This is a genomic window from Flavobacterium sp. 9, assembly GCF_002754195.1.
GTDB lineage: Bacteria > Bacteroidota > Bacteroidia > Flavobacteriales > Flavobacteriaceae > Flavobacterium.
Genome location: NZ_PEEU01000001.1, coordinates 4,749,913 through 4,776,228, shown reverse-complemented (window position 1 = coordinate 4,776,228; position 26,316 = coordinate 4,749,913). Strand labels below are relative to the sequence as shown.

18 protein-coding genes are annotated in these 26,316 nt (G+C 33.0%); 9 read left to right on the top strand and 9 right to left on the bottom strand.

Going from position 1 to position 26,316, the window contains the following annotated elements; all coding sequences use genetic code 11:
• The first annotated feature begins 130 nt into the window (after nt 1-130).
• Nucleotides 131-2,437 carry a TonB-dependent siderophore receptor gene (locus CLU81_RS19845; protein WP_099711377.1) on the top strand — a complete coding sequence of 769 codons (2,307 nt, stop codon included), beginning with the start codon at nt 131-133 and terminating at the stop codon, nt 2,435-2,437.
• A 207-nt stretch (nt 2,438-2,644) separates the two neighbouring features.
• A complete protein-coding gene (locus tag CLU81_RS19840; RefSeq protein WP_099711376.1) occupies nt 2,645-3,958 on the top strand; it encodes an APC family permease in 1,314 nt (437 codons plus the stop codon).
• Nucleotides 3,959-4,596: 638 nt separating this feature from the next.
• On the opposite strand, the gene CLU81_RS19835 is transcribed toward CLU81_RS19840, so the two are convergent.
• Nucleotides 4,597-7,230, bottom strand: coding sequence for a valine--tRNA ligase (locus tag CLU81_RS19835; protein ID WP_099711375.1), 2,634 nt, complete (start codon nt 7,228-7,230; stop codon nt 4,597-4,599).
• 284 nt (nt 7,231-7,514) lie between these two features.
• Between CLU81_RS19835 and CLU81_RS19830 the strand changes: the two genes are divergently transcribed.
• Nucleotides 7,515-7,895: a DUF1573 domain-containing protein gene (locus CLU81_RS19830; protein WP_099711374.1), complete on the top strand. Its 381-nt coding sequence runs from the start codon at nt 7,515-7,517 to the stop codon at nt 7,893-7,895.
• 242 nt (nt 7,896-8,137) lie between these two features.
• Here the strand turns inward: CLU81_RS19830 and CLU81_RS19825 are convergent, their stop codons facing one another.
• The 5 genes from CLU81_RS19825 to CLU81_RS19805 all read right to left on the bottom strand — a co-directional run bounded on the left by CLU81_RS19825 (nt 8,138) and on the right by CLU81_RS19805 (nt 15,917).
• Entirely contained in the window at nt 8,138-8,629 is a 492-nt protein-coding gene (locus tag CLU81_RS19825) for a hypothetical protein (protein ID WP_099711373.1), read from the bottom strand.
• A gap of 116 nt (nt 8,630-8,745) precedes the next feature.
• Complete coding sequence (locus CLU81_RS19820; RefSeq protein ID WP_099712816.1) at nt 8,746-10,845, bottom strand: OmpA family protein; 2,100 nt, start codon at nt 10,843-10,845, stop codon at nt 8,746-8,748.
• 10 nt (nt 10,846-10,855) lie between these two features.
• On the bottom strand, nt 10,856-11,785 hold the full coding sequence (locus CLU81_RS19815) for a type IX secretion system membrane protein PorP/SprF (RefSeq protein ID WP_099711372.1): 930 nt from the start codon (nt 11,783-11,785) through the stop codon (nt 10,856-10,858).
• Between the two features lie 21 nt (nt 11,786-11,806).
• Nucleotides 11,807-14,431, bottom strand: coding sequence for a gliding motility-associated C-terminal domain-containing protein (locus CLU81_RS19810; RefSeq protein WP_099711371.1), 2,625 nt, complete (start codon nt 14,429-14,431; stop codon nt 11,807-11,809).
• Between the two features lie 160 nt (nt 14,432-14,591).
• On the bottom strand, nt 14,592-15,917 hold the full coding sequence (locus CLU81_RS19805; protein WP_099711370.1) for a PDZ domain-containing protein: 1,326 nt from the start codon (nt 15,915-15,917) through the stop codon (nt 14,592-14,594).
• Between the two features lie 122 nt (nt 15,918-16,039).
• Here CLU81_RS19805 and CLU81_RS19800 point away from each other — a divergent pair, with 122 nt between their 5' ends.
• The 6 genes from CLU81_RS19800 to lgt all read left to right on the top strand — a co-directional run bounded on the left by CLU81_RS19800 (nt 16,040) and on the right by lgt (nt 21,385).
• The gene (locus CLU81_RS19800; protein ID WP_099712815.1) at nt 16,040-17,236 is read left to right on the top strand and encodes a pyridoxal phosphate-dependent aminotransferase; all 1,197 of its coding nucleotides are present in this window, start codon (nt 16,040-16,042) and stop codon (nt 17,234-17,236) included.
• 202 nt (nt 17,237-17,438) lie between these two features.
• A complete protein-coding gene (gene folE, locus CLU81_RS19795) occupies nt 17,439-18,110 on the top strand; it encodes a GTP cyclohydrolase I FolE (RefSeq protein WP_099711369.1) in 672 nt (223 codons plus the stop codon).
• An 87-nt stretch (nt 18,111-18,197) separates the two neighbouring features.
• The gene (locus CLU81_RS19790; RefSeq protein ID WP_099711368.1) at nt 18,198-18,578 is read left to right on the top strand and encodes a four helix bundle protein; all 381 of its coding nucleotides are present in this window, start codon (nt 18,198-18,200) and stop codon (nt 18,576-18,578) included.
• Nucleotides 18,579-18,645: 67 nt separating this feature from the next.
• Entirely contained in the window at nt 18,646-20,124 is a 1,479-nt protein-coding gene (cysS, locus tag CLU81_RS19785) for a cysteine--tRNA ligase (RefSeq protein WP_099711367.1), read from the top strand.
• A 22-nt stretch (nt 20,125-20,146) separates the two neighbouring features.
• Nucleotides 20,147-20,386, top strand: coding sequence for a membrane protein insertion efficiency factor YidD (yidD, locus tag CLU81_RS19780; protein ID WP_089353350.1), 240 nt, complete (start codon nt 20,147-20,149; stop codon nt 20,384-20,386).
• Between the two features lie 66 nt (nt 20,387-20,452).
• Nucleotides 20,453-21,385: a prolipoprotein diacylglyceryl transferase gene (gene lgt / locus CLU81_RS19775; protein ID WP_099711366.1), complete on the top strand. Its 933-nt coding sequence runs from the start codon at nt 20,453-20,455 to the stop codon at nt 21,383-21,385.
• Between the two features lie 56 nt (nt 21,386-21,441).
• Here lgt and CLU81_RS19770 read toward each other — a convergent pair whose 3' ends face one another.
• The 3 genes from CLU81_RS19770 to mdh form a co-directional block, all read right to left on the bottom strand.
• Nucleotides 21,442-22,056 (bottom strand): acyloxyacyl hydrolase, encoded by a 615-nt coding sequence (locus tag CLU81_RS19770; RefSeq protein ID WP_099711365.1) that lies wholly within the window; start codon nt 22,054-22,056, stop codon nt 21,442-21,444.
• Between the two features lie 85 nt (nt 22,057-22,141).
• On the bottom strand, nt 22,142-25,114 hold the full coding sequence (gene secDF / locus CLU81_RS19765; RefSeq protein WP_099711364.1) for a protein translocase subunit SecDF: 2,973 nt from the start codon (nt 25,112-25,114) through the stop codon (nt 22,142-22,144).
• Between the two features lie 228 nt (nt 25,115-25,342).
• Nucleotides 25,343-26,278 (bottom strand): malate dehydrogenase, encoded by a 936-nt coding sequence (gene mdh / locus CLU81_RS19760; protein ID WP_099711363.1) that lies wholly within the window; start codon nt 26,276-26,278, stop codon nt 25,343-25,345.
• Nucleotides 26,279-26,316 lie beyond the last annotated feature (38 nt).

Sequence of the window (26,316 nt, the reverse complement as noted above, 5' to 3'; positions counted from 1 at the left end):
ACAATTAAGACAATCTTAAGAAAGACCTAAGCAAGGTTTAAGCACTTAAATATCTCTAAAAATTTTGTTAAACCCGTAATGTGAACTTATATTTGCAAAAAATTATTTTTATTAAATCTAAATAAGCATCATGAAATATAATTTACTACTTGCTTTATCTTTTATAAGTTTTGCGTCTTACAGTCAAAACTATACAAACGCAGAAAGCGGTTCGACGGTAAATGATACTGTGAAAAATAAAAAGGGAGAAATCCTTAATGAGGTTTTAATTACGGCAAACAAACCTAAAAAACCAATTGAAGCGGCTCGTTCAGGAATCAAAGTAATGGATTTGCCACAAAGCGTTCAGATCATTGGAAGCGAAATAATAGAAGAACAACAAGCGATCAGATTGAGTGAAGTAGTAAAAAACCTTAATGGTGTTTATGTAGGATCAGCTCGTGGTGGTGCTCAGGAATCTTTTTTCTCAAGAGGATATGATATGTCTGCCAACAATATGTTCAAAAATGGTTTTCGCTATAATGCCGGATCAATACCAGAAGTTTCATCTTTAGAAAAAGTTGAATTCTTAAAAGGAGGTTCTGCTTTATTATATGGTAACGTTGCTCCAGGTGGAATTATGAACTTGGTAACCAAAACCCCAAAATTTACTCAAGGTGGTGAACTATCCATGCAAATAGGAAGTTACTCTTTTTACAAACCTACTTTAGATATTTACGGACCGTTGAACAAATCTATAGCTTACAGATTTATCGCCTCTTACGAAAATTCAGAAAGTTTTAGAGATTACGTAAAAAATGAGCGTATTTATGTTAACCCTTCGTTCTTATTTAAACTAAGCGATAAAACACAAATTACAGTACAAGGAGATTATTTAAGCGCAGACTGGACTCCTGATTTTGGTACAGGAATTGTTGGTAAAACCATTTTAGACTTACCTCGCAATGAATTTTTCGGTTCACTTTGGTCAACAGCAAATACAAAATCTGCAAGTGCTTCGATGTTGTTTAATCATGATTTTAATAAAAACTGGAAATTAAATTTTAATTCTTCTTATCAATCTTACCGCAGAACTCAAACTTCAACAGCACAATTAAGTACGGTTGAGGCTAATGGAAACTGGAAACGTGGTTTAACAAAAGCTGACGCTGCTGAACAAATATTTGGGGACCAATTAAGTTTACAAGGAACTTTTAATACCGGTAGCATTAAACACCAAATATTTACGGGAGTTGATTACGAAAATTCTCTAGCTCCAAGTTATACTTTTGGATTCTATGATCCGGCAAAACCTGCAGACCTATTAACAACAGAAGCTACAGCTATAAACTTATATACTTACGATTACAGCACGCAGAGTACTGTTATTCCTTACCCTTCAAGAACTACTCAATTAACAAGTACAGAAACACAACGTTTTGGAGCTTATTTTCAAGATTTGGTTTCGATCAATAAATATGTAAAAGTTTTAGCAGGATTACGTTGGTCTTGGCAACAAGGCGAAGCTACAACTACAAAAGAAGTAATCGAGAAGAAGGACAATGTAAATGTCATTACAACTGCTTACGAAAATGCGCTTCCAGTTACCGGAGCAAAAGCTTTAAACAGAGCTTTTTCGCCTAAAGCAGGATTAGTAATTCAGCCAACGACTGATTTATCGCTTTTTGCAAGTTATTCGAACTCTTTTACACCAAATACAGGAACAACAGTAGATTCAAAACCGTTAGATCCTTCAATTATTGACCAATATGAAGTGGGTATCAAAAAAGATTTCTGGAAAGGTCTTTTGAGTACAAACGTTACTGTTTATCAAATATCAAATAACAATCTGGCACAAACTGCACAATTTTTAGCAGATGGTGTAACACAAAATGCTAACAGCAATTTCAAAGAATTAGTAGGTGCTACAAAAGGAAAAGGTGTCGAAATAGATGTAACTGCAACTCCTGTTGAAGGTTTGAATATTATGGCCGGATACAGTTTTAATGAAACCAAAGTTTCTAAATCATCCGGAACAAACGGAAGTCTTGTAGTAGGCGATATATTAGCGAGAACTCCTAAACACACAGCCAATTTGAGTTTTTTCTACAAATTGCCAGAAGGTTTATTAAAAGGATTAACTTTTGGAGCTATTGCAAATTATGTAGGTGATCGTACCGGAGGTTGGAACGATGATTATTTATGGACAGAAGTTAAACCAACTCCTGCAAATCCAAAGCCGGATCCTAAATACATTATAACAATTAGAGACAGAGATATTCCATTAGAAGGATACACAACTATTGATGCTTCTTTAGGTTACGAATGGAGAAAATTCTCGATTCTATGTAGATTATCAAACATTACAAATGAATTGAATTATACCGTACACGAAAATTATAGTGTGAATCCTATTGCGCCACGTCAGGTTATGACAAGCTTAAGATACAAATTCTAAAAATATTTGAATTAGTTTAAATTACCAAAGCTTTTTCTGCAACTTTCATTCTTGAAAAGCAGAAGAAGTTTTGGCTTTTTAACCCCAATATAGAAAACCTCATTTATTGCTAAATGAGGTTTTTTGTTTTCACAAAAGAAAATCTTCTAATTATAGTACTTTTGTCGGGTAAATACTTTCTATCTCATTAAAATAAAAATTCTAAATATGTCGGATTCCAGGAAAAACCAATTACAAAAAAGTCTCGGATTAAGTTTTAATATCGCTGTTTTGATTGGAGGAACAATTGGCGTTGGAATTTTAAGAACTCCCGGAACAATTGCGTCCATGTTAGACAATTATTGGCTTATTATTGCATCTTGGCTTTTTGGCGGATTGTTTGTCTTAATTGGTGCAAATTCTTATGCCGAACTGGCTACAATGCTTCCTAAAGCCGGAGGATCTTACAATTATATCAAAAGAGCTTTTGGCAATTATGCCGGATTTCTTTCGGGTTGGTTTGATTATATTACCAATGCTATTCCGCCTGCTTTTTACTGTATTGTAATAAGTGAATATATTATAATTTTATTTCCCGATCTTAAAAACTATTCGACCGAAATGGCGATTTCTCTCTTAATTGCCTTTGTTTTATTACATGTAAGCGGCGTAAAAAACGGAAGCACAATCCAGCAAATTACCAGTTTCTTAAAAGTGATTTGTTTTTTTGCTTTGGTAGTCGCTTGTTTTATGTATTCGGGTGTAAAATTGGCTCCAATTCCAAAAGACAATACTGCGGTTCAAATTGGTTTATTATTTGGATTTTTCAAATCACTTCAACTTATCATTGGAACTTATAACGGCTGGAATAGCGTTTGCTTTTTTGCGGAAGAAAATGACAATCCGGGCAAGAATATTCCAAAATCATTATATAGCGGCGTTTTACTGGTAATCGCAATTTATATTTTAATAAATGTTGCCTTCTTTTATGTTTTGCCTGTAGAAAATGTTGCAAAATCAAATTTGGCTGCAGCCGATGTTGCCAATATAATCTTCGGGAAAAACGGAGCAATTATCGTTACCGTAATTTCTATTTTTTCTTTGATTAGTATTCTGAATGCTTTTATGATGATTCCTCCAAGAATTCTATACGGATTAAGCCGCGATGGTTTTTTTATCGAAAAAGGAACAACTGTAAACAAAGGCGGGACTCCAATTGTGGCACTTTTAGTTTCATCACTATTTAGCTTATTTCTGATTTGTATTGGTTCATTTGAAGTTCTGTTTTCATTTGCTGCCTTCACTTCGATTATCGTTTGGGGATTAGCCTATTGTTCCCTTATAAAACTAAGAAAATCAGAACCTGATTTGCCACGACCTTATCGCTCTGCTTGGTATCCCTGGACAACTGTTATTGCAATTATAGCTTCATTGGCTTTATTAATTGGTTTTATATTTAGCGATCCTAAAAGCTTTATCATTATTGTTGGTATAACGTTGATTTCTTATCCTTTGTTTTTGATTTTAAAAAGAAGAAATTAACGCCTATTTTGTCATTTCGATTTCTATGATAAAATCCTATCTTTTTTAGGAGCTAATCCCGCACCCGAGCCTGAAAGTGCGAACTGGCGAAGCAATCCGTTCCAATCTTTTGTGGCTCCCGAAGCTTCGGGACCGCCACAAAAGGATTTCCACTTCTATCAGGGCTAGGTCAATCATTTTAATCTAGTTTGTCATTTCGACGAAGGAGAAATCTTCGCGAGAAACTCGACAAAGATTGGCGACAATATAGAACGCGGATGACGCAGATTCGCTTTGCAAAAACACAGATTAAAACGGATTTTATCAGTTCAATCTTGTCATTTCTCTCTTAATCGAAATAATAAAACCTTTATCCTGAATAAACCTTAGAACTGTGCCTTTGCAGGAGATTTGTTCGTCATAGCGTTCCAGAGGAACAAATTATATTGTAGGGATGGATTTCAATCCATCCTTCACAATCAAAGTCGTCAATCTATGTCGAGCTTCTTGTGGAGATCCCTCGTTCCTCGGGATGACAAACTTTGTGGCAGTCAATCTTTGCCAATTTCCGCGTGTGATTTCTCCTTTCAGTCGAAATGACAAAACAAAAAAAGCTGTCCAAATGGACAGCTTTTATATTTAAAAAATAAACCTGATTCTTATTTCAAACCAGAAATACTTTGCTCGATTGTAGCAATTTTTGCTAAAGCATCGGCTTCTTTTTGTTTTTCATTAGCCAAAACTTTTTCTGGCGCTCCGGCAACAAATTTCTCGTTTGATAATTTTGCCTGAACTGATTTTAAGAAACCTTGTGTGTAAACTAACTCTGCAGTAAGTTTTGTAATTTCTTCTTTAACGTTGATGTTTCCTGAAATCGGAATGAAATATTCATTTGATTTTACACGGAAAGATAACGCACCGTCAACTTTAGCTGAAACATATTCGAAAGCTGAGATATTACCCAATTTCGTTACGATTGTATCAAAATAAGTTGTGATATTCTCGCTATTGATTGCTTTTAATTCGATAGCATCTTTAAACGGAATATTTTTATCTTTTCTGATCGTTCTAATTCCAGAGATTACTTCGATTGTACTTTCGAAATCAGAAATTAAACTTGCATTAAAAGGTCTTAATTCTGGCCAAGTCGAAACAATTAATGCTTCTTCTGGCGTTCTGTCAGCAATTAAATGCCAAATTTCTTCTGTCAAGAAAGGCATGAAAGGATGTAACAATTTCAAGTTGCTTTCTAACATTTCGATCGCTTTATCAAACGTTGCTTTATCAATTGGTTGTTGATACGCTGGTTTGATCATTTCTAAAAACCAAGAACAGAAATCATCCCAAACCAATTTGTAAATCGCCATTAATGAATCTGAAATTCTGTATTTCTCAAAATTATCTTCAATATCAACCAATGTTTGCTGCAACTTAGCTTCATACCATTCGATTGCTACTTTTGATGATTCCGGTTGTGCGATAGTTTCAGAAACTTCCCATCCTTTAATCAATTTAAAGGCATTCCATATTTTATTAGAAAACGCTTTTCCTTGATTACATAATTCTTCATCAAACATAATATCGTTTCCTGCAGAAGCACTCAAAAGCAATCCTACACGAACTCCGTCTGCACCAAATTTTTCGATCAAGTCTAAAGGATCAGGAGAATTCCCTAATGATTTAGACATTTTACGACGTTGTTTATCACGTACTAAACCTGTTAAATACACATTTGTAAATGGTTTTTCTCCAGCATATTCGTAACCTGCGATAATCATTCTGGCAACCCAGAAGAATAAAATATCCGGACCTGTAACCAAGTCGTTTGTTGGATAATAGTATTTATAATCTGCACTTTCCGGATCCATGATTCCACCAAAAACTGACATCGGCCAAAGCCAAGATGAAAACCAGGTATCTAATGCATCAACATCCTGTTTCAAGTCAGATGTTTGAAGTGAATTGTTAGAGGTTCTTTCTTGTGCTAATTTTAATGCGTCTTCGATGTTTTCTGCAACTACGAAATCTTCTTTTCCATCACCATAATAATACGCTGGAATTTGTTGTCCCCACCATAATTGGCGAGAGATATTCCAATCACGAATATTGTTTAACCAATGCGCGTATGTATTCTCGAAACGTTTTGGGTGTAGTTTAATATCTCCATCAACCAAAACAGATTGGATTGCCGGTTTTACTAAATCTTCCATTTTCAAGAACCATTGATCTGATAATCTTGGTTCGATTACCGCTTTAGTTCTTTCTGATGTTCCAACTTTATTCAAATGGATTTCGGTCTTCGCCAAAGCTCCAATTTCTTCTAATTCTTTTGCAATTTCGGTACGAACCACAAAACGATCTTTTCCTTGATAATGCAATCCGAAGCTGTTTAATGTAGCATCTTCATTAAAGATATCAACGATTTCAAGATTATGCTTTTCTCCTAACGTTTTATCGTTCATATCGTGCGCCGGAGTCACTTTTAAACATCCGGTTCCGAATTCTACATCTACATATTCGTCTTCGATAATCGGAATTACGCGACCACAAATAGGAACAATTGCTTTTTTACCTTTTAAATGTGTAAAACGCTCATCATTTGGATTAATACAAATTGCCGTATCTCCAAAAATAGTTTCGGGACGAGTTGTAGCAATGGTCAAAAATTCCTCAGTTCCTTCGATTTTATATTTCAGGAAAAATAATTTTCCTTGTTGTTCTTCATAAATAACTTCTTCATCAGAAAGAGTTGTTTTTGCTTCAGGATCCCAGTTTACCATTCGGTAACCTCTATAAATCAATCCTTTGTTATATAAATCAACAAACGATTTAATTACAGAAGCTGACATATCAGGATCCATCGTAAATTTGGTTCTTTCCCAATCGCAAGAAGCTCCAAGCTTTTTAAGCTGATCAAGAATTACTCCGCCATATTTATCTGTCCATTCCCAAGCGTGCGCTAAAAATTCTTCGCGGGTTAAATCATTTTTGTTGATTCCTTCCGCTTTTAATTTCGCTACAACTTTTGCTTCGGTTGCAATCGATGCGTGATCCGTTCCCGGAACCCAACAAGCATTGAAACCTTTAAGACGTGCTCTACGAATCAAAACATCCTGAATTGTATTATTCAACATATGTCCCATGTGCAAAACTCCTGTGACGTTTGGCGGCGGAATTACAATTGTATAAGGTGTTCTATGATCTGGTTCTGAATGAAAATAATTGTTTTTCATCCAGTAATCATACCATTTATTCTCGATCGTTTTAGCGTCAAATTGTGCTGGAATACTCATTTATTAGGATTGTTTATTCGTTGATTCGTTTATTTGTTTAATCAGTAATTCGTAAAATTGTTTAATCGTTCAATTGTTTTTAATGGTTTTCTAAAACCAAAATTTAAAAAATCAACTAAACACCTTAATAGTTAAACAATTAAACCAAAACAAACTTTGGTTCAATTTTTGTAATTATAACTGACAGCAAAAGTAAATAATTAAAGACACTATAAAAAGCGAAATAAAAATTTGTGTATTAATTAAAACAAAGTATATTTACTTACAACTTAAAATAATTTCAAATGAAAAATGTTGCCACTTTTATTGTAATCGCATTGTTTTGCACAATTGGTTATGCTCAAAACGGCCCAAAAATTGAATTTGCTGCCACAGACAACACAATTGATTATGGAAAAATTTCTAAGGGTGATAATGGAGTTCGCTCTTTTGAATTTACAAACACCGGAGATGCGCCTCTATTAATTACCGGAGCAGAATCTACAGTAAGCTCAATTGTCGTTACAAAACCAGCAGCAGCTATTTTGCCTGGTAAAAAAGGAAAAATTGATGTAAAATACAATATGGTTTCCGGTCCTATTCGTAAAACAATTACCGTTGAGACCAACGCCGTTAACTACCCTGATGGTAGAGTTGCCTTAAAAATTAAAGGCGAAGTTTTATAAAAAAATAAAAATCTAAAAATAGTAAAGCCGTTTCTTAATTTTAAGGAACGGCTTTTTTTTGTGAATATAATTCTTCTTGATTAAACCCGACAGGTTTTAAAAACCTGTCGGGTTTGTTGTAGAATGTGATAAAATTTAGATTGTCAAATCTTTGTCAAAGTTTAAAACTTTGACAAAAATTGAACTTTCGTTGCGGAGTTACTTGCGAAGATTTCTCCTTCGTCGAAATGACAAGATTGTGGTTACTTTTCAGTTTTCTCAACACATTCAGTAGTCGAAAACTTATACTTTACCTTTTCAAAATCGATAGGTTTATCTTTTACCAAATAAGTAACTCCCATTGTAGTTTGCATGGTTCCGTTTCCTAAAATAAGTTGTTTATCACGTTTTAAAAGCGCCATTGGGTTTTTGAATTTTACATCTTTATTTGTTGCATCTACAAATGTATAGTCAATAAATAAGGTATCTCCATGAAATTCACCTTCAACTTCACCCGTTCTTACTGTCGAAGGAGCAACTTTCATTACCATATCGCCAGTTAATTTTCCGTTTTTTAAAGTATTCAATTTTAAATCTATTGTATCCTTTTCGTATATCGCCTTATAGCACTCTGTGCTTACAACTTTTTTACCTTCTGCTTTTGCTGCTTCAAGTTCTTTTTGTTTTTCATCGTTTTTACAACTTTGGAATCCTATGCAAGCTAAAAGCAAGCAAAATACAACTGGTTTTTTCATAATTAGATATTTTAGGTTTATTCTTATTTTCATAAAATTAAATAAAAAAGAAGCCAAAAAAAAGGCTTCTTTTAAAATTATTATTTTTATTTAATCTGACGTAGTTAAATCGATATTTACAACTTATTAATTACAAATTCACTTCGTCTGTTTAACTCGTGTTCTTCTTCTGAACAGGAATCATCTGTTTTACATTTTATAATTGGCACAGATTCTCCATAACCTTTAGCAGTAACTCTACTGGCATTTATACCAGACTGAATGATAAATTCTCTGGTCGAATTTGCTCTTTTTTGAGACAGTTCTTCATTATACTTTGCATTTCCGCGTGAATCTGTATGTGAACCAATTTCGATAACCATTCCCGGATATTTATTCATCAAAGCTACAACTCGTCCCAAAACTACTTTAGATTCTTTTCGGATATACCACATATTGTAATCAAAATAAATAGGATCAGTTTTTATAATTAATCGGTCTTTATTGTCTTTTACAACATCTTTTTCCTGTTTTAAAATCTCAGCTACTTTTTCCTTTTTCTTTGCTTCGGTAGCTTCTTTTAAAGCAACAAGTTTTAATGCTTCTTTTTTCTTGTTTTCTTCTTCTATGATAATCTCTTGCTTTCTTTTGTTTTCTGCGTTTTGCTTTTCTTCCAATTTAATTGCATCTAATGATTTTAGTGCTAATGAACCATCGTTAGTTGCATATCTTACATTTCCAATTACCAGATTTCTAGATTCATTGGTGTATTTTTCTTTAAAAGCAACAATTGTATAAGAACTTTCGCAGACAACTGTAAAGCTGAATTTCCCATCTGAGCCTGTCGTAATTGTATTTAATGCTTTTTTATCCGAATCCTGCAATATTACGGTCGCATTTTCAAGAACCAAATTGGTATTTATATCTGTAATTGTCCCTGCGATATATTGTTTGCAATCTTCTACAATTAGCTCTTTTGTTTCTTTGAATGTATAAATATCATCATTCCCCTTTCCCCCTTCTCTATTTGAAGCAAAATATCCTTCTTTGGTATTTGAATCAACATTAAACGAAAAATCATCTGAATTAGAGTTTAATGGTAAACCAATATTAATTGCTTTCGTATATTCATTTCCATTAATTTCGGAAACAAAAACATCCAGTGATCCGTAACCTAAATGTCCATCTGAAGAAAAATAAAGTTTATTGTCTTCAGAAATAAACGGAAATTGTTCTCTTTTATCTGTATTAACATTTGGACCTAAATTTCGCGGTGTGTCAAATGCTCCTTTATTAATATTTACAGAATAAATATCAAATGAACCTAATGTTCCCGGCATATCAGATGCAAAGTATAATACTTTTTCGTCTGGACTTAGCGCAGGATGTTCTACAGAATAATTTGGACTATTAAACGGTAATGAAACTAAATTTGTCCATTTTCCTTCTACTAATTCGGCCTTAAAAATCTGAAGATTTGAAATTTTCTGATCGTTCTTTTTCTTTCTTCCGTTTTTAGAATTATTACGTGTAAAATAAATTGTTTTTCCATCTTTCGTAAAAACAGCATTTGATTCGTGCATTCCGGTTTTTAATTCATCGGCAAAATAAGTAATTGGAGCTTCGGTGGAATTAATACTCTGAATTGGCACTTTTACAATATTAAGATACGTTTCATTATCCCATTTGTACTTTTTATCAAACAATCCCGGTTTTAGTTTTACTCCGGCAAAAACCAAATTATCTTTATATTTTACGGCTCCAAACTCCGAATTTGGCGTGTTTATAGCCAGATTATTAATCTCAAATCGTTTACCAATTGCAGATACATTTTCTAATATTTTAACTTCATTTTCAAAATTAGTAATATCTTCAGGTTTGCCGAATTTTGTATAATATTCTCTTAGAACTGTATTTGCATCATCATAACTATTTGTTGCTTTTAGCGTCTGTGCATATCGATAATAATAATCTTTGCTTAAGTCATTACCATAGTTTTTAGCTAAAAGTCTATAGTAACGTTGCGCTTTTATTAGATCATTGGTATAATAATAAGAGTCTGCCAGATTTTTGATCACTTCCTGAGAAGGTTTTTCTTCGGCCAATTTTTCATATAATGTAATGGCTTCGGCATAATAAGTTCTATCAAAAAATTTCTTTGCTCTAACCAATTCCTGATTCTGGGCATTTATAAACTGTATTGAAAATACGAATATAATAACGAGTAGTTTTTTCATATTTTTCATTTTAAAAGAATCTAGGTGATTTGTCAAATCCTTTTCCTAATAGGTCTAAATCAAAAAGCAGCATAATTTCATGTGTCCCCGAATTAAACTGTCCAAAATTTGTAAGTGTATAATCATACGCATAACCGACTCTTAAAGTAGGTGTTACATTAAAATTAAACAAAGCACTTACTGAATCGTCAATTCTATAAGCTGCACCAAATTCAAATTTGTTATTGTACAAAACATTGGCTGTTAGATCTATTGAAAGAGGCGCTCCTTTTACAATTTTTGTCATGAATGCCGGTTTCAATTTCCACATATCATCTAGCTGAAAAACATATCCGGCAGTTATGAAAGTATGTATATTATCAGATCCAAAAGCATTTACTCCCGATTTTTCTTCGATGTATTTTGATTTCAATAAATTTGGTGCTGATATTCCTGCATAGAAGTTATCTCTAAAATAATAAGCTCCAATTCCAATATTAGGTTTTGTAGTATTTATATTTTCGGAGAAAGCAATGTCTGTACCAGGATCATTAAATCGAAAACCGTTAAAATTGGTCTGCATTGAGGATATTCCCGCTTTTAGTCCTAGTGAAAGTTTATTTTTACCTCCTAAATTTAAAACGTATGCAAAATCAGCATAGACATTGTTTTCTTTTTTAGCTCCATCTCCAATATCATCTGATACAAATGAGATTCCGGCTTCGACTTTATCAGAAATTGCCGTGTGTCCAAAGAAGGTAAAAGTTTTTGGTGCTCCAACTGCGCCAACCCATTGTGATCTGTACAAGCCACCAAAATTCATCATAGCAGGAACTCCTGTTGCATAAGCAGGATTTACTACACTCATATTATACATATAATGTGTGTATTCCGGATCTTGCTGTGCAGAAACGGATGTTATAGAGAGGAAGAAAGTTATATAGAGTATTATTTTTTTCATGTGAAATTTATATTAAAAAAATTATCGATTTAAATAAAGACGCCCTTGTTGAGGAGGTTTATTGTCTTTATTAAAATAGAGAATGTAAAAATATACTCCGTTTGGTGCTATTCCGCCGCCAATTCCACTTTGTTCATAGTTTATTCCGTCCCATGCCGGCTTATTTTTAAAGCCTTTATACATTCCGTTTCCATATCTATTAAAAATTTCCAGTTTATATTCTGGATATAAAAAATCAATATCAGGAATAGTAAAAGTATCATTGACTCCGTCTCCGTTTGGAGAAAATCCATCTGGAACAAAGAAAGGATATTGAGGAGAATCACAGTCAATTAATGATACCGTTACCGGAATACTTTCCTCAGATAAACATTTTGCACCTGAAGTTAGCTCAAATCCATAATAAATACGTTTATCTACTAAAGGTGTTGATGGAGGCAGTAAGTTTCCATTAATTGATGCATCGTACCAAACCACAGTCGAAGGCGAATCCATTTTATTAGATAAATCTGCAAGAGTTGGATTATCTAGTCCGCAGAATTCCGGAGCACCGCTTAATATTGGCGCACTAGGAATATTCAATGTAACAGTTATCATTGTAGGATCAGAAATACAGTTTAACGTAGTCTCTCTCAAATAATAATTTTCTTCTTTTAATAAATAAGTACTCACAAGAGGAGTTGTTGCTGTTGCAGAATCATACCAGGAATATTGCGTTCCTTTTGGTTCTAAGCTTGCAATTGTAGCTTTATCAGATTTACAAAATTCCTGATTTGTTGCTGTTGGCGCAACCGGAATAGGTTTTAGAGAAAAGGTATCTGCTGCGCCACTTACATCAATGCTACAAGTGGTTATATTATTGGTTAATTTTACGACAGAAATTGTTGTCGCCCCTGCATTTATAAGTAAATTGGCAGGAATTATAAAACTTGCATTTCCATTTGTGGTAGTCAATACTACTGTTTGCGTTGTAGCGGTATTACTTCCTGAAAGTGTATATGATAATGTAACATCCGTAAGAGTTCCCAGTCCTGAAACCGAAACTAAAACATGGGCTCCAAAGCAGACATCATTTACCTGCAATCTCAATGTTGAAGCATTGGGTAATGGATTTATTAAAATATCACCTTTTAGGTCTGCACTATTAACACATTGTGAAATTACATGCGTAATTGCTGTAATCGTTACAACAGAAGTTCCAGTTTTTTGATTGAAAAAACCCGGAATGACAAAATCATTTGAAACACCTCCTACAAATGTTAATCTCGCAATTTGTGATGAAGCGGTATTGGCTCCGGAAATTTTATAAACAACATCATATTGACCATCTGCAAGTTTTGCCGCTCCAGTGATTTGAATAGTTGCATCGTCATTTTGACAAACAGTTGCAGGCGTTATACTTGCCCCTTCCAAATCCGGAATTGCATAAATAACCAATTCATCTGATAGATTATTTATAATGTTACGGCATAATCCTAAACTATTTACTGAAAGTATACTTAAAATTGTTACATTAAAACGACCTACTTGTTGAAAATAACTCGCGTCAATTGGAAATATAAGAACTCCATTTGTGAAATTTGCTCTAATTGTTTCCGTGCCTGATCTTGGTCCTGAAATGTTATAAATGATAGAATATGTACCATTTGGTATAACAGCATTACCTCTTGTAATAGTAACAGAATATAGGGCAGTAGGAATTTCAGTTTCACAAATATCCGAATTAACTTGTACCACCGCACCAGTAAAATCAAGCGTTTTCTCCAGATGAATTCTTACTGTTGATTGTGCATTACCACAAATAGTATTTTTAGAAAGGACTTTATATGTAAAGTAATAATCTCCTTCACCAAATTTGTTGTAGATGTTTTGTACATCCACAAAATGATCTTCTGGCGACGATAGTTCTCCTGTAACACTGGGATCGCTCCAAGTACCACCAGCATCTTGTCCGCTAAGTAAATTATTTAGATCATAGTTGGTATAACTTGTCAATCCATTGCTTGCGCATAAAGATAAAGCACGAGCATCTCCGGATTTTGGAGCTCTTTTAACGGTAATTATTGATGTCGATGACATTGCCGGACAAATACCTCTTGCAGGCATTGTATATGTAAATGGAAAATCTCCTTCTAAATCCTCGACATTAACAGTCGATCCTACATTTATACCTTTAGTATCATCATGCCATTGTCCGTTTGATTGTGGCCCTAAAAAAATACCATTAAATGCCTGAAAAAGATTATATGTTTTTACATCACTACAAACAATCAAATTAGAACTAACACCAGAATATCCTCCAATAACAACTTCAATTGTGGCAGAATTATCTGTACAACCAGCTACTCCTGTAACTGTGTAAGTATAATGATAAACTCCACTGTTACGAATAACTTGTGCATTTAAAATACCAGTTGCTATATCTAAACCTCGAGAATCATCATCGTCTGTCCAAACTCCGCCTGCGACCGGTGTACCATTTAATTTTGTAAATAAATCTATTGTCTTATTTGCATTATTTGGTAAATCACAAACTGAAAACGAACTATCATCACCCGCACATTGTGCGTAAATTGCAGAAGGAAAAATTGATATAAAAACTAATAACAAAAATACTCGTAAGAAATTATTGTAGTTTTTGACCATAAATTATTATTTTTGCATAAACTTAATAAAATATTAACGGTCGTTAATCAAAAAAAATACTTTAACAGTTAATTTTTCACAAAACCCACACATATTACAAAAATCCTACTGAAAACCATCATTTTAATTAAAAAAAATGATGATTTTCTAATTGAATTTTCTACAATTCATCTTGTAATCTAAATCGGAATTTTAGCAGCAAACTGTTCCTTTCAACCTCCAGACTAATCCAGATATCATCTTCAGATTTCAACAGATTATTTATTTGCTGTAAGGAATATTTATAGGGTTTGACACCATTAATACTAACAATAATATCTCCTTTTTGTAACCCACATTTTTCGGCAGGAGACTGTTTCCGAATATTTACTATTTCATAAACAGGCTTTAGTAAAAATTTATACATAAAATCTCCATTCTTCTTTTCGTTTGAATCCAGATCACGTGCTGAAGTAACAACTTGGATAGTTTCCATATGAACAGTCTCCTGAACCCATTGCAAACCATTATGTTGCAGTACAATACCACTTTTATTATAAGTAAAAGGTTCCGAAAATTTACTGTTTTTCTTAAGATATATCTTTTTATCAGCATAATCTAAAAAAATTCTGAAACGCTTTAAAACTTCACCACCAACTGAACCAATTCGATCCGGAACCATTTTAACATTACGAATAGATAATGAATCCGGAAAGGAAACAATTGGTTTTTTAAATTCAAACTCATCAATAGAAAACTCATCAATTTTAGCCCGATGCCCTTCAATATCTCCACTAAACCCTTTTCCTAAAAAATCAGGAAAATTCTTTTTTGGTAATTTAATTTTCTTGTTTTCAAAAATCCAAAAAGCATCACTGTTTCCAATATCGATAAGAAGTTTTGCAGGAATTTCAACATTATCAACCGTTGCTGTTGTATAGATATACGGTTTAGATTTTTCTATGGTTATTGGTATTACTTTAAATTTATTCTCCAGCTTTTTTCTTAATTCCTCACTGTTTAAATGAACAATAATCTTCTTCTTTTGATAATTAATTTCTATTAAATTATTTTTGAAAAATTTATATCCAATGATTCCATTTACCGGAATTCCAATATGTGATGACAAATTAAAACCTTGATCCAAAATAATATAAACCATATGATTATTAGATCTCAAACCATGTGTTTCAAGAGTATTATTTGTTGATTTTAGCCCTTCGATTTCTTGTTCGCTTCCTAATCCTCTCAATTTTATTTTCTCTACATTATTGAAACGTACTTCTTGTTTTTCTTCCATACTAAACAAGATAGTTTCCTCGACTCCGGAATCCAGCAAGAAGTTCAACTCAACTCCATTTACTTTTATCGGAATAAAAATGAGATTATTAATCAATTGAAAAGGAATAGTAACCTTCTTACTATTGTTTTGAATCAAAAAATCACCTTGCGCATTTCCTAAGAAAGATGCCAAAAGCCCAAAAAACAACACAAAATATTTTCTCATTGATAATTTTTTATTATAAAATTAGTAAATATATTGATAATTGTTACATTTTTATAAGTCTCTTTAATGTTTACGTTAAATTCGAAAAAAAAATGCAAATTTGCACTTCAATAATAAAGCTCATGCCAACAATTTCACTCAAAGGCAGAAACATGCCCGAATCACCGATACGTAAACTTGCTCCTTATGCAGATCTTGCAAAACAAAAAGGACATAAAGTGTATCACTTAAACATTGGTCAACCGGATATCAAGACACCCGAAGTGGCCATCGAGGCGGTAAAAAATATTGATTTAACTATTATAGAATACAGTCCATCTGCCGGATATGAAAGTTATAGAAAAAAATTAGCTAAATTTTACCAACGCCAAAATGTAAATGTAAACTCAGAAGACATCATTATTACGACTGGTGGCTCTGAAGCCTTATTATTTGCACTGGCCACAATTACAGATCCGGGAGATGAAATTATTATTCCTGAGCCTTTTTACGCCAATTATCATGCATTTGCGTCATCAACCAGCGCAACAGTAATTCCTGTAATTTCGACTATCGAAAGTGCTTTTGCTTTGCCAAGCATTGAAACTGTCGAAAAACTGATTACGCCTAAAACTAAAGCTATTTTAATTTGTAATCCTGGTAATCCAACAGGTTATTTATATTCGGAAGCAGAAATAAAACAACTTGCCGGCTTAATCAAAAAGCACGATTTATATTTAATTGCTGACGAAGTTTACCGTGAGTTTTTGTACGATGGAGATGATGTTCATTATTCTGTAATGAATCTTGAAGATGTACAGCAAAATGTAATCATGGTCGATTCTGTTTCAAAACGTTACAGTATGTGCGGAGCAAGAATTGGTTGTTTGGTAACTAAAAATAAAGATGTTTTGGCAACTGTAATGAAATTTGCTCAAGCACGTCTAAGTCCGCCAACAATTGAACAAATTGCTTGTGAAGCTGCAATCGATACGCCACAGAGTTATTTTGATGAAGTAATTTCAGAATATAAAGAACGTCGTGACACTTTAATTACCGAATTAAACAAAATTGAAGGCGTTATTGTAACCAAACCAAAAGGTGCTTTTTATTGTATTGCTCAATTACCAATTGACAATTCAGAAGATTTTGCACAATGGCTTTTAGAAAGTTATGATCTTAACGGAGAAACTGTAATGGTTGCTCCTGCTGCAGGTTTTTACTCTACACCAGGAATGGGACTTAATCAGGTAAGAATCGCTTATGTTTTGAATAAGAAGGATTTAATTACTGCTGTAAACATTCTAAAAGAAGCACTTTTAGTCTACAACAAAAAATAAGAACAAAAAAATAGAGTACTTCAAAAGACAATAACAAGCTATGTTATTGTCTTTTGTATTTTAAAATAATCACAATTTGGTTTTAATTTAAATTATATCCAAAAAGGAGTAATTAAATAGTAAAAACGATAGAAAAGGTTTGCTTTTTATTAATTATCTTTACCGCCTTAAAAAGAAATACCCATACTAATAGTAGTTTTTAATGATAAATAACGAAGATTTTTTAGACGAAATAGGAGACAATCATTTCAGCAGCAACGCAAAAAACCCTGTAAGACAGGATGCTTTTGACTTAAGTGATGACGAAAAAATAGAAAAAATAAAAAAAGATGTTGAAAACATTCTCCAAACACTTGGAATGGATTTGACAGATGATAGCATAAAAGGCACTCCAAACCGAGTAGCCAAAATGTTTGTAAAGGAGATTTTTGGTGGTTTAAATCCTTCAAAACAACCAAAAGCTTCAACTTTTGATAATAACTACAAATATGGTGAAATGTTGGTAGAGAAAAACATTACTGTTTATTCTACTTGCGAACACCATTTACTGCCAATTATTGGTAGAGCTCACGTTGCTTATATTTCTAGCGGAAGAGTTATTGGTTTATCTAAAATGAACCGAATTGTAGAATATTATGCTAAAAGACCTCAGGTTCAAGAGCGTTTAACAATGCAGATTGTTCAGGAATTACAAAAAGCTTTAGGTACTGAAGATGTCGCTTGTATTATTGATGCAAAACACCTTTGCGTAAATTCAAGAGGAATCAAAGATATCGAAAGCAGTACTGTAACGTCTGAATTTGGTGGAAAATTTAAAGATCCTCAAACAAAAAGAGAGCTTTTAGATTACATTAAATTAGACACGCAATTCTAGTTTAATCGGTAAATCGTTAATTTGTTTAATCGCTTCATTGCAAATCTCAATTTACGGTTAAACAAATTAACAATTAAACCAAAATACATGTATACTTTCTCGTTTGAAAAGCTAGAGGTTTGGCAAAACTCAAGAATGTTTATTTTGGATATTTATAAATTAACTAGTAAATTTCCAACAAATGAATTGTTCGGACTAACTTCTCAAATAAAAAGAAGTTCTGCTTCAATTGCTACAAATATTGCAGAGGGAACTTCGAGAAATACGAATAAAGATAAAGCTCATTTTTTAACGATTTCGTATTCATCAGCAATGGAAACTTTAAATCATTTGATTATTTCAAAAGATTTAGATTATATATCTGATGTTGATTACACACAATCTCGTGAGAAAATTGAAAAAATTTGCAATCAGATAAATAGTCTAAAAAAATACTATCTTTCAAAAGAACAATACGCAGCAAATTAAAAAAAACAAAAAACGTTTACACGATTAAACAAATCAACAATTAAACGGTTAAACAGCAATAGAAAATATGCCTTTATATACAACACAGCCGCTAAAAATATACAATTCGCTTTCGGGTGAAAAAGAAAGTTTCAATCCTATTCATGAAGGAAATGTTGGAATGTATGTTTGTGGGCCTACAGTTTATAGCAATGTACACTTGGGAAATGTGAGAACATTTATGTCCTTTGATGTAATATTCAGGTATTTTTTACACCTTGATTATAAAGTTCGTTATGTTCGAAATATTACCGACGTTGGTCATATTGTAGATGACGTTGATGAAGGCGAAGATAAAATTGCCAAAAAAGCACGTTTGGAACAACTTGAACCTATGGAAGTTGTACAACGCTATACGGTAGATTTTCATGACATTTTGAAGTCATTTAATTTTTTACCGCCAAGTATTGAGCCAACTGCTACGGGACATATTATTGAGCAAATCGAAATCATCAAAAAAATTATCGACAAAGGAATTGGTTATGTAGCCAACGGATCTGTTTATTTTGATGTTGTAAAATATAACGAAACCAACAATTACGGGATTTTAAGCGGTCGAAACATAGATGATATGTTAGCAAATACTCGTGATCTTGATGGACAATCTGATAAAAGAAATCCTCAGGATTTTGCACTTTGGAAAAAAGCAGAACCACAACATATCATGAGATGGCCTTCGCCTTGGAGTGATGGTTTTCCGGGTTGGCATCTTGAATGTACTGCTATGAGTACCAAATATCTTGGAAATCATTTTGATATTCACGGAGGCGGAATGGATTTAAAATTCCCTCACCATGAATGTGAAATTGCTCAAAACGAAGCTTGTACAGGTCAATCTCCGGTAAATTACTGGATGCATGCTAATATGCTTACTTTAAATGGTAAAAAAATGGCAAAATCTACTGGAAATAATATTTTACCAGGTGAGATTTTAAGCGGAGATAACAATATATTAAGCAAAGCATTTTCGGCTTCTGTAACACGTTTCTTTATGTTACAAGCGCATTACAGAAGTATTCTTGATTTTTCTGATGATGCAATTGTTGCTGCCGAAAAAGGTTATAAAAGATTAATGGAAGCTGTTGATGCTTTACCAAGTATTTCAGCAAGCGCAACCAGTTCAATAGATATTGCATCTTGGAAACAATTGTGCTACGATGCCATGAATGACGATTTTAATACACCAATTTTAATCGCACAATTATTCGAGGCAGTTCGTTATGTCAATTTATTAAAAGAAGGAAAAGAAACTATCTCTGCAGAAGATCTAAAAACTTTTACAGAAGCAATCAATGCTTTTGTTTTTGATGTTTTAGGTTTAAGCGATGAGAAAGCCGCTGATAGCAATAATGATAAGTTAGAAGGTGTAGTAAACATGCTTATCGGAATGAGAAATCAAGCCAGAGCAGATAAAAACTTTGCACTTTCTGACCAAATTCGCGATCAGTTGATTGCCTTAGGTATTCAGTTGAAAGACGGAAAAGAAGGCACAAGCTTTTCTATATAATCCATTTATTTTCTAATAAATCATGAAAGTAATTACTCCATTTGTTTTATTAGTGCGCTTCTATCAAACTGCAATTTCGCCATTTACACCAGCGTCATGCAGATTCGAACCAACGTGTTCGAGCTATATGATTGAAGCCTTGCAAAAACATGGATTATTTTATGGAGGTTATTTGGGAATGAAACGCATTTTGAGTTGTCATCCTTGGGGAAGAACCGGTTATGATCCTGTTCCTGAAAAGAAATGTTCACACAAACATTAACTTTTCATAAAGATCATCTCTATTTTAAACATTTATTTTTGCAACCAATAAAAAACACAATACTATATGAAACACGCCTTAAACATCGTTTGGAATCCTTCAGAAGGAATCGATTTAGGATTTTTTATGATTCGTTATTACAGCTTAATGTTCGTAATTGCTTTTGGCTTAGGATGGTTCATAATGAAAAAAATCTTTGAACGCGAAAACGAATCATTAGAAAAATTAGATTCTCTATTTGTTTGGACTGTTTTAGCAACTTTAATTGGTGCTCGTTTAGGACATGTTTTCTTTTATGACTGGGAATATTTCAGAAATCATTTATTAGAAATCTTTTTACCGGTAAAATTCGAACCTAAATTTGAGTTTACAGGTTTTCAAGGTTTAGCAAGTCATGGTGCTGCAATCGCAATCATTGTTGCGATGTATTATTATAGCAAAAAAATCTTGAAACGTCCTTTATTATGGATTTTAGACCGTGTTGTTATTCCGGTAGCAAGTGGCGCTATTTTTGTTCGTTTAGGGAATTTTTTCAATTCAGAAATCATTGGACACGAAACTAAATCTGCATTTGGAATTCGTTTTTTACACGATACATTTAGCAAAGCCGATGCCGTAGAAAAAACTCAAATCGCTAATCCAAAAGATGCATATACTGCAATTGTAACAGATCCTAAATTTGCTGATTTATTAGCTCAGGTTCCTGCAAAACATCCAACACAACTGTACGAAGGAATTTGCTACATTTTTGTATTCGCAACTTTATACTTCTTATATTGGAAAACAAATGCAAGACTTAAATCAGGATATTTATTCGGATTGTTTTTAGTTCTATTATTTGCGGTACGTTTTGTCGTAGAATTTGTAAAAGAAAGTCAAGGCGGAATCGAAGAAGAATTAGGCATTTTCTCAACAGGACAATGGTTAAGTATTCCGTTTATCATTATCGGACTTTTCTTCATTATCAGAGCACAAAGAAATCCTTTAGCAGAATCTTAAAAGATTTTTTACAATATAAAAAACGCCTAATACTTTACTGTATTGGGCGTTTTTCTTTATAAACAATACGAAATACCAATTTCAATATTTTTGGTATTATAACCTGCATTTTCACTATTTAGTCCCGCATTGGAAACATGCCGTACACTTGGACGAACATCAAACCTAAATTGATTTACTTGTGCTGAAATTCCAAGTGCAAAAACATCGGCAAAAGCAAAACCATTAGTCATACGTTCTGTTTCTGTATCAGTAATCATTGGTCCAATGCTTCCTAAAGCATAAACCGAAAATATTTTACCAATTGGCTTTCTAATTAAAAAGCCAAGATTTAAAACGTATTCATGAATGTCTTTCAACTTTGTATATTCTTCTCTTTTATGAATATAATCAGGCGTTTCAGGCTTTACAAAATAAAGATTAAGCAATTGGTGTGTTGCAAAATTAACTTCGGGCTGGATTAGTATTTCAAACTGAAAATGTTTTGTTTCTTTTAATCTATAATACAATTGAAGTTTGTAAAATTGGTTCGCGAAAGTATAATTTCTATTAGGAAATTCACTACCAATACCATAATTAAAACCAATCGCAAAATTTTCTTTTTTAACCTGCGCAAAAGCCACGAATGCACAAAGAAGAAACATTATAACAAATAGTAATTTTCTAATCATAAATAAGCACTTAAACTCTTTAAATATAGCACAAAAAAAAGATCCAGCTTTCACTGGATCTTTTTTATATAATTTAAGCAGTTAATTATGCTGCATTATGTTTGTCTTCGATCGTATGCTTATCATCTTTAGAAATCGTATCAACCAATACTGGTGTAGCGATAAATAATGAAGAATAAGTACCTACAACAATACCAATTAACATTGCAAAGATAAATCCTCTAATAGATTCTCCGCCAAAGATAAACATTGTCAATAATACAATAATCATCATTAATGACGTATTCAACGTTCTAGATAATGTAGTATTAATAGAAGCGTTTACGATATCTTCAAAACTTCCTTTACGGTTTCCAATGATAAACTCTCTAATTCTGTCAAATACAATTACAGTATCATTCATAGAGTAACCAATTACGGTAAGGATTGCAGCGATAAAGTGCTGATCCATTTCCATGTGGAAAGGCATGAATTTATAACATAAAGAGTAGATTCCTAATACAAAGATTACGTCATGCGCAACAGCTGCAATCGCACCTAATGAATATTGCCATTTACGGAAAGAGATCATTAAGTACAAGAAAATAACTGCCATCGCACCAAGAACTGCCCAGTATGAGTTAGTTTTAATATCTTCAGAGATAGAAGCTCCAACTTTAGAAGATTGTAATACTCCAACTTTTTTACCATCAAAAGTGTTAGTGAATTTCTCATAAGTAACATTAGGGAAATATTTCGCCAATGCATCATATAATTTTTTATTCACTTCTTCGTCAACAGCAACACCGTCTTCTTTAATTTTATATTTAGTTGTGATTTTCAACTGATCATCATCACCTAAAATTTTAGCTTCAACCGGAGTTCCAAAAGCAGCAGATAATTCATCTGATACTACAGTAGCATCGATTGGTTTTTCAAATTTAACCTGAAATGTTCTTCCTCCAACAAAATCAACACCTTCATCCAATCCGTTAACAAAGAAGATAGAAACTAAACTTACTACAACTACAATAGAAGAGAAGATATATGTGAATTTTTTGATTTTAATAAAGTCAAAGTGGAAATTAGTAAACCAGTTTTTAGTAATGTTTGTAGAGAAAGTTAAATCTCCTTTTCCAGCAATATTTCTATCGATGAAAATTCTAGCGATAAAGATTGATGTAAACAATGAAGTTACGATACCAATAAGTAATGTTAAGGCAAAACCTTTAATTGGTCCTGTTCCAAAAATAAACAAGATAGCTCCAGTTAAAACGTGAGTAACGTTTGCATCAATAATAGAACGCATTGCTCCGTGCCATCCGTAAGACGCTACAACTGCTTCAGATAAAGATTTACCTTCACGTAATTCCTCTTTTGCTCTTTCAAATATAATGATGTTAGCATCTACCGCCGTACCTAATGTTAATACGATACCTGCAATACCTGGTAATGTTAATACAAAACCAAAACTTGCCATAATTCCAAACAAGAAAAGTAAGTTCAATAATAATGCAAGGTTAGCATACCAACCAGCTTTACCATAATAGAATACCATCCATAAACAAACTAATAAAAATCCTAATACAGATGAAATTGTTCCAGCATCAATTGCAGCCTGACCTAAAGATGGCCCTACAACTGTTGATTGAATAATATCTGCAGAAGCCGGTAATTTACCTGCATTCAAAATGTTAGCTAAATCTTTAGTTTCAGCAACATCAAAAGATCCTGTAATTTCAGATCTTCCACCAGCAATTGGTCCACTAGTTACTCCAGGAGCAGAGTAAACTACGTTATCAAGAACAATAGCGATATAACTTTTCTGAGAAAAAGCTCTTCCAGTTAATTCTTCCCAGATTTTAGCTCCCTGGCTGTTCATTTGCATAGAAACAGCTGGTTTTCCTAATTGGTCAAAAGTATCTTTTGCATCAGTTACAACACCACCAGCCATTGCAGGAGTATTATCTCTGTTTCCTTTTAAAGCGTATAATTCTACTGCTTCAATATCTTTTTGTTTAGCATCTTTAATAGTAGTTGGTTTACTCCAAACAAATTTTGCATTGTGTTGGTCAGCTGCTAATAAGATTCTAATATCTTGTCTTTTTAAATATCCATTGATAACTGCAGTATCTTTTGGAGCGAAGTAACCTAGAACTGGTCCACCACCTTGACCAAGCATTTTGTCAAATAATGGATTGTTTCCTTTTTTAGTATCAACAGAATCTTTAGCATCAGTTAATAAAGCATTCAATGAATCTTTAGCAACAGTTTTAGTTTCTGTTTTTTTGATTTCAGTCTTTTTAAGCGCTTCGTTTGCAGCAACTAAAAAGTTTCCAACTTCTTCAATTTTATAAGTTTCCCAAAACTCTAATTGAGCTTTTCCACCTAATAATTTTTTAATTCTATCAACATCCTTAGCACCTGGAAGTTCAACTAAGATTCTTCCTGTTTCTCCTAATTTTTGGATGTTTGGTTGTGTAACACCAAATTTGTCGATACGCTCTCTTAATACTTTGTAAGCACTTTCAACAGACTCATCAACTTTTCTTTTGATTACTTTTTGAACTTGTGAATCTGACATTTGAAAGTCAATTCCACCGTCTCCTTGTAAACCTCTGTTTGCAAAAATATCTGGTGAAGCTAATTTTGTAGTTCCATTTGAATTTGCTTCAAAAGCTTCAAAAAACTTATTTAAATAGGTTTTGTTTCCTTCTAAATTTGCACTTGCATCAGCTAATGATTTATTAAATACCGGATTTTTAGAATTGTTTGCTAATCCTTTTAAAACGTCTTTAATAGAAATTTGAAGAATCACGTTGATTCCTCCTTCTAAGTCAAGACCTTTGTTTAGTTGTTTGTTTTTTACTTCATTATAAGTAAAATCTGTGAAACCAAGATTGTAAACTTTTACTTTACCGATAGAATCTAAATATTTTAGCTCTTTATCAGGATTGTCTCCTGCAAAAGCTTTAGCCTCACTTTTGACACTGTTTGCCACAAAAGTGAACGAAAGTTGGTAAATACTTACCAATGCAAATAGAATTGCGAAAAATTTAATAAGTCCTTTATTCTGCATTATTACTAAAAATTAATTATGTTTTATTGTTTGTTTTTTGTTTTAAAGTCCCATAAAATAAGCCCTGACATGAGTTTTTAAAACTAAAAAATCGAGATCACGAATTACAACATTTTTTTTAAACCGAGCAAATATATAATTAACGAAAACATTAACCAATTTATTTATTAATTAATCTTAAAAAAAAGACTGCAAAAGTGCAGTCTTCTCCTTTTTTTTCGAAAATCGTTATACTAAAATCGACTTTAGGGCATCATTCATTCCACGAACTGCATCTGCACTTTTAGCAAATAAAGCCTTTTCCTGCTCGTTTAATTTGATGTCTAAAATTTCTTCTACTCCGTTTTTACCTATTATACAAGGCACTCCTATACATATATCATTTTGCCCATACTCTCCTTCTACGAAAACAGAACAAGCAATCATTTTCTTTTGATCGTTTAAGATACTGTCAACTAAATAAGCAACAGAAGCTCCTGGCGCATACCAGGCAGACGTCCCTAAAAGACCTGTAAGAGTTGCTCCTCCAACCATTGTATCAGCAGCTACCTTTTGCAAAGCTTCTTCAGATAAGAATTCTGTTACCGGAATTCCGTTATAAGATGCCAAACGTGTTAAAGGAATCATAGTTGTATCACCATGTCCGCCAATAACCATTGCAGAGATATCATTTGCAGGTTTATCAAGAGCTAATGAAAGATAAGTTCTAAAACGTGAACTATCTAACGCTCCTCCCATACCAATAATTCTGTTTTTTGGTAATCCGGTTGATTTTAAAGCTAAATAGGTCATAGTATCCATTGGATTAGAAACTACAACTATTATAGTATTCGGAGAATGTTTCAATACGTTTTCAGCAACTGTTTTTACAATTCCTGCATTTATACCAATTAATTCTTCACGAGTCATTCCTGGTTTTCTCGGAATCCCTGATGTAATAACCACTACATCACTTCCGGCGGTTTTAGAATAATCGTTGGTTACTCCAGATACTTTGGTATTAAAACCTGTATTTGTAGCACATTGCATAATATCCAATGCTTTACCTTCGGCAAAACCTTCTTTAATATCCAACAACACTACTTCGCTTGCAATTCCTCTATAAGAAATAACATCTGCACATGTAGCTCCAACATTTCCTGCTCCTACAATGGTAACTTTCATATTTTATACTTTATCGGTTATTAATTTGCTTATTTTAT

Bases quoted from the DNA above. Each gene is read 5' to 3' on its own strand.
- CLU81_RS19845 (WP_099711377.1), top strand. From the start codon at position 131: ATGAAATATAATTTACTACTTGCTTTATCTTTTATAAGTTTTGCGTCT.
- CLU81_RS19840 (WP_099711376.1), top strand. From the start codon at position 2,645: ATGTCGGATTCCAGGAAAAACCAATTACAAAAAAGTCTCGGATTAAGT.
- CLU81_RS19835 (WP_099711375.1), bottom strand. From the start codon at position 7,230: ATGAGTATTCCAGCACAATTTGACGCTAAAACGATCGAGAATAAATGG.
- CLU81_RS19830 (WP_099711374.1), top strand. From the start codon at position 7,515: ATGAAAAATGTTGCCACTTTTATTGTAATCGCATTGTTTTGCACAATT.
- CLU81_RS19825 (WP_099711373.1), bottom strand. From the start codon at position 8,629: ATGAAAAAACCAGTTGTATTTTGCTTGCTTTTAGCTTGCATAGGATTC.
- CLU81_RS19820 (WP_099712816.1), bottom strand. From the start codon at position 10,845: ATGAAAAAACTACTCGTTATTATATTCGTATTTTCAATACAGTTTATA.
- CLU81_RS19815 (WP_099711372.1), bottom strand. From the start codon at position 11,785: ATGAAAAAAATAATACTCTATATAACTTTCTTCCTCTCTATAACATCC.
- CLU81_RS19810 (WP_099711371.1), bottom strand. From the start codon at position 14,431: ATGGTCAAAAACTACAATAATTTCTTACGAGTATTTTTGTTATTAGTT.
- CLU81_RS19805 (WP_099711370.1), bottom strand. From the start codon at position 15,917: ATGAGAAAATATTTTGTGTTGTTTTTTGGGCTTTTGGCATCTTTCTTA.
- CLU81_RS19800 (WP_099712815.1), top strand. From the start codon at position 16,040: ATGCCAACAATTTCACTCAAAGGCAGAAACATGCCCGAATCACCGATA.
- folE (WP_099711369.1), top strand. From the start codon at position 17,439: ATGATAAATAACGAAGATTTTTTAGACGAAATAGGAGACAATCATTTC.
- CLU81_RS19790 (WP_099711368.1), top strand. From the start codon at position 18,198: ATGTATACTTTCTCGTTTGAAAAGCTAGAGGTTTGGCAAAACTCAAGA.
- cysS (WP_099711367.1), top strand. From the start codon at position 18,646: ATGCCTTTATATACAACACAGCCGCTAAAAATATACAATTCGCTTTCG.
- yidD (WP_089353350.1), top strand. From the start codon at position 20,147: ATGAAAGTAATTACTCCATTTGTTTTATTAGTGCGCTTCTATCAAACT.
- lgt (WP_099711366.1), top strand. From the start codon at position 20,453: ATGAAACACGCCTTAAACATCGTTTGGAATCCTTCAGAAGGAATCGAT.
- CLU81_RS19770 (WP_099711365.1), bottom strand. From the start codon at position 22,056: ATGATTAGAAAATTACTATTTGTTATAATGTTTCTTCTTTGTGCATTC.
- secDF (WP_099711364.1), bottom strand. From the start codon at position 25,114: ATGCAGAATAAAGGACTTATTAAATTTTTCGCAATTCTATTTGCATTG.
- mdh (WP_099711363.1), bottom strand. From the start codon at position 26,278: ATGAAAGTTACCATTGTAGGAGCAGGAAATGTTGGAGCTACATGTGCA.